The sequence below is a fragment of the Psychrobium sp. 1_MG-2023 genome (genome assembly GCF_030689115.1).
In the GTDB taxonomy this organism is placed as follows: domain Bacteria; phylum Pseudomonadota; class Gammaproteobacteria; order Enterobacterales; family Psychrobiaceae; genus Psychrobium.
On record NZ_JAUYVJ010000053.1, the window covers coordinates 1 to 9429 of the forward strand.

11 protein-coding genes are annotated in these 9429 nt (G+C 37.0%); all 11 read right to left on the reverse strand.

Going from position 1 to position 9429, the window contains the following annotated elements:
• Positions 1-947: 947 nt before the first annotated feature.
• Positions 948-1100: a response regulator transcription factor gene (locus tag Q8W26_RS17385; RefSeq protein ID WP_370694297.1), complete on the reverse strand. Its 153-nt coding sequence runs from the start codon at positions 1098-1100 to the stop codon at positions 948-950.
• A gap of 15 nt (positions 1101-1115) precedes the next feature.
• Positions 1116-1331, reverse strand: coding sequence for a hypothetical protein (locus Q8W26_RS17390; protein ID WP_305473843.1), 216 nt, complete (start codon positions 1329-1331; stop codon positions 1116-1118).
• Positions 1325-1561, reverse strand: a complete 237-nt coding sequence (locus tag Q8W26_RS17395; RefSeq protein WP_235591137.1) for a LytTR family DNA-binding domain-containing protein — start codon at positions 1559-1561, stop codon at positions 1325-1327. The genes Q8W26_RS17390 and Q8W26_RS17395 overlap by 7 nt, the downstream gene beginning before the upstream one ends.
• Positions 1539-1820 carry a hypothetical protein gene (locus Q8W26_RS17400; protein WP_305473844.1) on the reverse strand — a complete coding sequence of 94 codons (282 nt, stop codon included), beginning with the start codon at positions 1818-1820 and terminating at the stop codon, positions 1539-1541. The genes Q8W26_RS17395 and Q8W26_RS17400 overlap by 23 nt, the downstream gene beginning before the upstream one ends.
• A gap of 325 nt (positions 1821-2145) precedes the next feature.
• Complete coding sequence (locus tag Q8W26_RS17405) at positions 2146-2922, reverse strand: LytTR family DNA-binding domain-containing protein (RefSeq protein ID WP_305473845.1); 777 nt, start codon at positions 2920-2922, stop codon at positions 2146-2148.
• Positions 2919-4013 carry a sensor histidine kinase gene (locus tag Q8W26_RS17410; protein WP_101215974.1) on the reverse strand — a complete coding sequence of 365 codons (1095 nt, stop codon included), beginning with the start codon at positions 4011-4013 and terminating at the stop codon, positions 2919-2921. Before Q8W26_RS17410 ends, Q8W26_RS17405 begins: the two co-directional genes overlap by 4 nt.
• 41 nt (positions 4014-4054) lie before the next feature.
• Positions 4055-5947 (reverse strand): serine hydrolase, encoded by a 1893-nt coding sequence (locus Q8W26_RS17415; RefSeq protein WP_101215973.1) that lies wholly within the window; start codon positions 5945-5947, stop codon positions 4055-4057.
• A gap of 1293 nt (positions 5948-7240) precedes the next feature.
• Complete coding sequence (locus Q8W26_RS17420) at positions 7241-7954, reverse strand: nucleotidyltransferase domain-containing protein (protein ID WP_101215972.1); 714 nt, start codon at positions 7952-7954, stop codon at positions 7241-7243.
• Between the two features lie 47 nt (positions 7955-8001).
• Entirely contained in the window at positions 8002-8949 is a 948-nt protein-coding gene (locus tag Q8W26_RS17425; RefSeq protein WP_101215971.1) for a hypothetical protein, read from the reverse strand.
• Positions 8950-8951: 2 nt separating this feature from the next.
• Positions 8952-9122, reverse strand: coding sequence for a hypothetical protein (locus Q8W26_RS17430; protein WP_305473846.1), 171 nt, complete (start codon positions 9120-9122; stop codon positions 8952-8954).
• Positions 9123-9225: 103 nt separating this feature from the next.
• A partial coding sequence (locus tag Q8W26_RS17435) for a transposase domain-containing protein (protein ID WP_305473847.1) occupies positions 9226-9429 on the reverse strand: 204 nt, incomplete at its 5' end.

Sequence of the window (9429 nt, forward strand, 5' to 3'; positions counted from 1 at the left end):
TAACGGCACTCATGCCGTGGAATGTGCAGCTCGATTACACGTCAGGCTAGGCACAACGGGTTAGTTGCGCGTTTACTGATGTACTAATTAAAAGCATTTCAAATAGTCCAGTCGATAATAGCGAGCTATGGTCATTGCAATGGAAAAGCAAAAAAGAAATTCATACATACCAATTAGTGTGTCATAACTAGTATTCAGATAAATAGCAGTTAGACAGATATGATTTTAAATTTCTGTTTAGTTGCTATCATCATTTTTAAAGAGTTCAAACAAGTAATGCAAAACCATATTGATAAAGTAATAAGCTCTAACCTACCCAATAATTTGATTTATATTTAAAAACCCAGTCTGTAACGATATTGTTTAACTGAGGACTGTGTTAGAGGTAAAATTTAATCGACTAAATACGACTATTAATGTTGTCTGCCACACTTTAAATCAGTTTTTTGCTGAAAAACCCAAGCTTCATAATATCTGAGGTTAATTTATAAAATTCATAACACTTTTGTAAATTACATACAGGAACAACACTCAGGAGAAAGCTGTAATTATCTAACTCTAGGTAGCATTGACAATTGTCTGTTAGGGTTGAGGGACTTCTATGTGCCAGTGTAGGTCGGATAAGCGAAGCGCCATCCGACACAGTAAAATACTTTGCCAATTATTATCAATATTTTATGTTGTCGAGTGGCTGGAGAGTGCCATGAGCAGACACTGAAGATCTTTAATGTCTGAAATCAAGATTTGGGTGATGCCAATCATACCCATTGCTAGGCCACAAAAAGTGGGACGGGATAGTCGCCTGTTTATTTATTAGCTGGTTTTGTTTACTCTTATTTATGTTAATTGCACCACTTAAGCCTAATGACAAATAGTGGCGCTTAAAAAGCGCTCTTTGCTCATCAACATACCCTAATCAAAAATAGTAATTTGGTGTTGTTCGCGTATTAAATTAGGTTTTGATTAATGGCTTTTATAACGGCCTGAGTGCGGTCTTTTACGTCTAATTTGGCAAGAATTTGTGACACATGATTGCGGATAGTCCCCTCAGAATTATCTAATTTTTTGGCAATCACTTTGTTCGACATCCCCAAAGACATACACTGCAATACGGTTTATTCTTTGTCCGTTAAGCAGAGCTGAGGGCTTAATTGCTTTTTGAGTAAAAAGTCAGTTACCGCGCTTTGCAATACTCGCTTCCCCGCGACGACCTGCTTGATAGCGCTAATGAGTTCTTCAAGCTCAATGTTTTTAAGCACATAGCCACGAGCACCTAGGTTAAGGGCTGTGACTAATACATCGCAATCTTCAAATGTGGTAATGATCAGCACGGGGTTTTATCACCCTTTTCACGCATTTTTTGCAGCACGCCGAGCCCATCTAAGTTCGGCATTCTCATGTCGAGTAAAACAATATCAACGCTATGCTCTGCTAATTGGGCAAGCGCTTGCAAGCCACCTTCAGCGTGGGCTTCGATATTAATGGCGCTATCGAGGTTAAGTAAATTAGCGAGGCCTAAACGAACTAAGGTCTGATCTTCAACTAGTAGGCACTTTATCATGGCTATTTTCTTCTACATTTAGTGGTAATGTCATGGTGTTGATCAGTGTTTCTTGCTCAAGATGTTGTGAAAATTCACCGCCAAATTGTACCATTCGATCATTTAACCCAGCTAACCCGTTCCCTTGTTTTGGTAAGTGGGTCTCTGGTTGATTGTGATATGCTTTTGCAATTAACAGCGGGTGTTGGTTAACGTGGGTGACATTAACCTGCAAAGTAAAATGGTTTGCTTGAGTATGTTTAAGGGGGTTGCTGATCATCTCTTGGGTAAACCGTAATACACACAGGGCGTAGTCTTGAGGGCAATTAAAGTGACTGTCTAGTTTATGTTTGGTATTTGTTGTTTACTGCAGATAAGGTAGCTATTCTCTTCTTTAATTAGTTAAAGGGGTAGGCTATTTATCATTTATTGTTTAGGTTTGGATACGTAAAACCTCGTTAGATTAGTGAAGTAATATAAGAACTACATAAGCTCATGTTAGTTTTGTTAATCTCAGCTATAAAGGTAATTAAACCTTTGCAATCCATGCCTTGTCATCAATTACTAGTTATCTTGAGCATAGCGATTGTTAAAGTTGATTTACCCTAAAAGCCTAAGCGGCTTTTCAATTGCTGCATATTTCTGCGTGATATTGAAATAGGGGTAATATGGTTTAGCAGGATTTCGCAATTATCATTTACCCCTAAGTCGGTTTGGCTAACCGCGTTTAAATTAATAATTTGTTGGCGGTTAGCTTGCAAGAAATCACTTTCTGGTAAGCGGTTTAAAATACTGCTTAACGGCTTCTTAATATAGGCATTTTTATTGCAAAAAAACACGCGAGTATAATTTTTACAGCTTTCAAAATAATCAATATCTGTTAACGGAATTAAATGACAAAGTTCACCATCTTTAATGAATACCTTACTGGTCATGGTCAGTTTCGGCTCTGTTACTTCTGTCTCAGTAAAGCCATTAGTCTCTTCAGTGTTATTAGCTAAGGGTTCTAACACATCATGTTGAGTGTTTTGATTATTAATGGTTAGTTTATAAATAGCATCACTTAAGCGTGATTTATTAATGGGCTTTAAAAGGTAATCAACCACATTATAATCAAATGATCGTAGAGCATGTTCATTATAGGCGGTGGTAAAAATGACCTGCGGTGAATAGTTAAGTTTTTCCAGTAAATCAAAACCGCTTTCACCAGGCATATGAATATCTAAAAAAAGCACGTCAGGTGAATGAGCTTCAATTAATTCTAGTGCGCTACTTACATTGTCAGCATCACCTATTACGTTTATTTCGTCATGTGCAGCAAGTAAGCGAATTAAGCCATGGCGTGCTAAACGGGAGTCTTCAATTACAGCGGCCGTTATCATTGTTTTTCCTTAGGTAAGCATAGTGTTGCAACAAACGCCTCGTTTAACACTTCAGTGTTGAACGAGGCGTTACTACCATAAAGTAGTGTTAGGCGATCACGAATATTGTTTAGCCCAATTTGCATACTTGCTGTTGATTCATCATTTTGTGTTGGCAGTGAGTTGGCTAACTTTAACGTTACACTGTGCGTATTTTGGCTTGAAGTAAGTGAAATATGACCGGCTTTTGTTGAACGCTCAACCCCGTATTTTACCGCATTCTCTACCAAGAGTTGTAGCATCATTGGCGGTATCATAATCGCATGACTGTTTTCTGGTTCTTCAACGCTAAACGAGAGCTTATCTTCATATTGCATTTTTATCAGCTGCATATATTTATCTAACATATCTAGTTCAATATGCAGTGGTACTTTATGCGATTGTGATATTTCAAGGGCGTAGCGTAATAGCTCTGATAAAGTCACCATCATGTCATCGGCCATTTCAACAGACTCCGCAATCATAAAGCGAATATTGTTTAATGCGTTAAATAAAAAGTGTGGATTAAGCTGAGTATTTAGGTTTTCCAGTTGTGCCGACTTTAATGAGTTCTCTAATTGTAAGCTCAGCATTTGCGCGTTGGTGGCATGCCTTTGGTGGGTAATACTAGTGTAAATAAAAATCCAAGAACAAATAAATAGTTGTGTTTGTAAGCACTGTTTTACCATAAAGGCTGACTGAAAAGCCGTCGCTAGGCTGGTATTTTCACCAATATAGCTACTATAAATGGAATGAAAAAATGGTGTGTAATAGCTAATAACAATGATGCTACTTGTGCTAAGTAACGACATAAACGTTCCAGCAAGCAGTAAGCCCGGAATTTGTTTGTGATACACCGTTTTGTACCAAGATTGTTTGTTAAAAACAAACCTAAAGCTCAGTGTCGTTGCAGTGAATAGTAGTGCAAAAAGAGCAGAAACCTTGGCAATATTTACATTGATTTGACCGTTGTTTGCTGAAGTAAATAAGTCGACAGCTATCACAGCAATAAGTGCTGTGCAGTGATAAAGCCAAAATCGAGGGTCACGCGGAAAAAAGTATAGTTTCATCATAGTAAATAGGGCACATAGCGTGCCCTGAATATTTTGTAAATTTAAGCAGATAATGTCACTGCAACAAGTTGATAACTCAATAAATATAGTGCTAACACACAGTGGGCCAATACTATACTGCTAAGGTAAAGGCGATGGAACCCTTTATTAATATTTTTAAAATGCTTTATGCAACTTGCCCCAGCTATAAGGGTAATCAAAGGGTATAACACACTCATCACTGTTAATAGTGGGCTGATCCAGTAAAGGTTATTAAATAAGGCAAACTCCCCAACGAGTAATATCGGCATTATTGCAGTAAGTAACAGCGTTGAGCTTACGCAAACTAAAGTTCTTGGCTGAGATAATGACGCATTGTTTTTCGTGACCAACTTAATTACAGGGCGAACAAAAAACGTATACAAAGTATAAATAATACTGGTAACAATAAGCACAATACTTAGTAATAGCCCTACAAGTTTTGCATAAAATAATCCCGGAGACGTTTGCACATAAACATCGGCATTTCTTAACAACACTTGGCCTTCAATTGGGTCTTGCGCCAAAGTTACTTGTGGTAATCCATCTTTATTACTTAGCACGGGGCTATCACTTTGTTGGTGATAGCTTAATTGGTAGCCACCTTTAAGCCAGGTAAAGGCTAAGGTATTTTTTGTTGCGGTCACCTGAACCGCATCGCTAAAGTAGCTAATAATATTGCCTAAACTCATGCTTGAATTGATTTTGGTATAAAGCCCCGCAGCGTTGTTGAAATCACTATGAAGTGCTTTTTTAGCTGAACTGGTTAGCTTAGTTTCACTATTTTCTTGTTGAATAAACTTAGTTAATACCTTTTTTATTTTTGAAAATGCAGCACCATTAGCACTGGTTAACGCAAATACATAACCTGTTTTTGATGTTGGGCTATACCGCAAACTGCTAATAGCGCCAGGAATTCCGCCATTATGGCCAAAAAATAGCTCATTATTAATCATATCTTTAACATGAGCAAAACCTTGAAAGCTAACTAAACCATTTTGATAAGCCAACTCAGACTCAATACGTTGCATACGCTCAACGGAAGCTGCACTTAATATTTTACTTTGCTCGGGGTATAAAAATAAGTTAAGCAGTTGGTTCATATCGGTCATTGAAGCTGTTAATGAAGACGCTGGACGGGTCGCAATATGTTCATACCCTGCTGACAAACCATTATTTAAATAAGGTAACACGCCTTGAGTATCCCAACTTTTTGGTTTTAATAAGTGGCTATTGTGCATTTGTAGCGGCTGAAAAATATGTTTTTGCACGTAGGTTGAAAATGACATACCTGTAACAATTTCTACAATACGTGCAGCCACGGTTGGCCCCGTATTACTGTATGCAGAACGAGTGCCCGGCACCCAACGACTCACACGGCTTTGTGGGTAAATTTCAAGTACCTCTTTTAACTCATTGTTATCGTTAGTATAAATTTTCTGCTCAGCCGGATGACTGTCCCATCCTGTTGTATGCTCTAATAAATGTTCTACTTTTATCGGATTAGTGGCATGCCATGGGTTTTCAAAGGCAAGTTCTGGTGCAATGCTTCTAATATTGTCGTCTAACGAAAGTTTGCCTTGTTCTTGTAATTGTAGAATCGCAATACCCGGAATTACTTTGGTAATCGAACCAAAGCGAAAAAGGCTATCAGCGGTGGCTGCCGTATTTGAAACTTTACTAGTATCGCCAAATACTTGGGTATATTTGGCTTCGCCAGATTTAATTAGCGTTACCCCAATAGCAGGAACGTTATGGCTTATACGTATCGACTCTATTTCTTTTGATAATTGCTCTATATTGTCTTTTACTTGCTCAGCAGCGTTAACAGTAGCAATCGCTGAAAACGACAGCATAAACATGGCGCATAAAGACGTGAATTTATTTATTGTTTGCTCTTTTAAAGTGTTATTCATAATGCTTCTCCTTTTTTTGCCTATGTTAGAGAAAACTCAAAAATGCAGGTGAAAAAGGTGCCAAAGTGAAAGTATTGTAGATAAACGGTTTTAATTGAGGTTAAACGGTTGCATAGATAAAGGTACATCATCGTTAGTATTCATAGCTAACCTATTAATTCCTTAAGGTATTCTATATGCATGGGCAGAAAACACTTATCAGTCTAGCTTAGACGAATTTGGGTTGAAGATAAGTGGTTCGTTTTAAGCCAGTATTTACCTTTTAAGATCAACCTCATCCCATAACCATCATGTAATCAATGTCGAGTTTTATTTTTTACGTGTTTTTGATGCTGGCGTTTGTTGTATTGGCAGTCAATAAATAGTCTGTTATCTATGATAAAAAATAAAGCAATAGTGTTCAGCTGAGTATTTGATGCTGTTAACTTCATAGTTAGTAGCCTAAAGGCCAATCTACATCGGTTAAAAGTTTGTTGGTGCAGCCCTGATTGTTTTATTCATTATGTGGGTGATGCCAATTATACTCATTGCTCGGTCACAAAAAGTGGGACGTCAAGAAAAGCTCGCATGGATCATCGCCAGTTTGTTTATCAGTTGGTTTTGTTCACTTTTATTTATGTTGATTGCACCACTTAGTCCATTAATCACTTGCTAGCATTATGCATAGACCAACGTTTTTTCACTAAAAAGCCTAAAAGTAATGAGGAAGCTCAAGGGGAACAGAAAAAGCAGGAGTAACCTGCTTTATTCTTAAGTTTAAAAAACTCATCATGCCTTTAAATTTGACGTTTTTCTAGCGCCACTTCCCACCAAAATATAGTTAGTGTTATTTGTCGCAAAGATGCAATACTCGTGGATACTAAGTATTGCTGATGTTCGCACCCACCCGCCAGCAGGAAACCTATCGAGCTCATCGTAAATAATGTAATCGGCCTTTATCAGCGATATTACAAAATCAGGCGCGGATTGTGATGGTTCAATATTCCATATAACCCAGTCTTTGACTACACACTTTGGTTTACCTGGGGGGGAGGTGCTCACATTTTTACTTCATCAGTTAGATTTGTGATTCTGAGCAGCAAAATGATGCTAAATTCACTAATTACTCCTGAAGCCATATAACTATTAAGCATTTAACTTTTGTCTAAGCAAAAGGCAAAATAATTATTTAGAGGCTGAATGAATCTTAATGACGATACAAGAGTATAATTGATATAATCTTGAAAAGGTTATGTGGACCATTCCAATGTAGTCATAACTCATGTCATTAGTACTTGTAAATCAATTGAAGTACTACCTTCCAAACCTAAGATCTATTTCTTTCACAATATCACCTCGAGGCTCGTATCCCGAGATGTTACTAATATCAATCAGCACGTCACTTATAGCATTATTCATATCAATCCATTGCTCCTTTTTCGCCCCCTGAGATAGAGTATATAAATCAGGAAAATGCTCGCGTAATTGCAAATGTAATAAGGACTTTCTCTTATCAAACCAGACCTGGTTAACACCGCACCATAACATCAATATATATGTCAATAATTCACCTAAAATTGCATATAATTGAAAAGTGTCATTTTGTTCTAACTGGCTTGCTAGCTTTCTTTGAGATGAAATACATTTACTGAAGTATTCTCGATAATCTCCACGGCTAATTTTTGTGGGTCCTAATTTAAATGATTGGCTCGTTAGCTTTTTCAAATATAAAAGCCTGTCGTTTACATCTAATAAGACCTTTATATCTTTAAAAATAAATACCCACTCTTGATGGCTTTTATTACATAAAAAGTGAAAGTTCTCATAGTGAGATATAATGACATCAAATGTTACTCCTTCGTATAAAAAGCTATCTTTACGATATATTTTTTGTTTAGTAATTATAATAACATCTATATCATTATATTCCTTTGAGCCCCTAGCAAAAGATCCGAATATGCCTAATGATTCTATTCTAAATTTTTTTTTGTAGCGCTCAAGCAATAGTTCGTTTATATTTTGGTTCATAAACTGATAACAAAGGCATAAAAGCCTTTGTTATTCATCCTTAATATTTATTGAATAAAGGGGACTAAGTCTTTATGTGCAGTTTGCCCTTTCTCTCTAAGCGGAAGAACTAGCTTATCATTATCAACATATATATGATAAAGAGAGCCAAAAGCTTCGTCATCAACCTTCCTTCCCATCTCCCATAATAAAGTGCCACTATCTTTATCGAAAACTTTAACTTTCTCGCTATAAGATATTATCACTAAGTTTTTGTAAAGTGATAGCTTTTCATAGGTTTGGCCTAAATAGTCAAAATCATCATCTAACTTTATTTGCCAATGTATTGTATTATTAAAGATTTTTAAAAGTTCATTTGACTTTAATAAGTACACTTCATTTTCAGCACTAATAACAGCGTCCACTTCCCAGCTATTATCCATCTTGTTTACTGGCAACTTATCGCAAGGGGACTCTTGATTAACTAGAGTGCAAATTAATAGGTTAGAAATGCTACCATCATAAAGTTCATAACTTAAAATCTGTTTCGCATTGTTAGATATTTGGTGGAATGTAAGCTGTTCATTAAACTCTGGAATGGATGCTTTTGCATACTTTTGAGTAAAAATGTTCACCTTTCCATTATGTATGATCACTGACTCTAATTTTGAAGGGTACTTTCTCACAAGCAAAATAGCTTCTCCATTTTCAGAATACACAACTTCTGAGAATAAGCCATCACCAGACCATAATTCTGTCTTCCCATTAAATACGCTTACTTTTCCAATTACATCACCATCCTTATGTTGAACTCTTTTAGCCAAAACAACTATTGAGCTTTGCGGGTGTTGAAACCTGTCAGACACGACATAATCAACCAAAGGATTAGTTTCATGTAATTTATGGTGATGCTTAACGTTAAAGTTCCCGTCTATATCAATCAAGCCTGCATTAGAGTTCACTGCAAAGAGAGTTAACGCTGCAAATGCAGTCAATTTAAGTTTATTATTAATCATAGTTACCTCAGTTCCTCATAGTAATCTCGCTCTTCGCCAACGTGTTTCCAGTTTCGGTTGGTTCTAATATCATCCTCAGGGTCTTGACCATTATTTCCTACAGTCACAGAGTTGTACATAGGACATGTACTTGAGTCGAAAAACTGTGACGGGTCTAAGCTGTTATTTCGCATATTTTCTAACCTGTCTCCGTTATACCTTGATAAATACTTTCCATGTGATTTCCAAATCGTTAAATGTAAATGTATACGTAAACGCGCAACTAACCAGTTACGCCTAGTCTGATGCGTAATCTAGCTGCACACTCCACGGCATGAGTGCTGTTAAGTCAGAGGTATCATCCAAGGTCGGTATCACCTTGAACAAGTGAAGGAAGTAATAATAGGGGTTAATATCGTTAGCCCGGCAAGTCATCACTAGACTGTAGAGTATCGCACTTGCCTCTGCTCCTTGGACTGATTGCGAGAACATCCAGTTCTT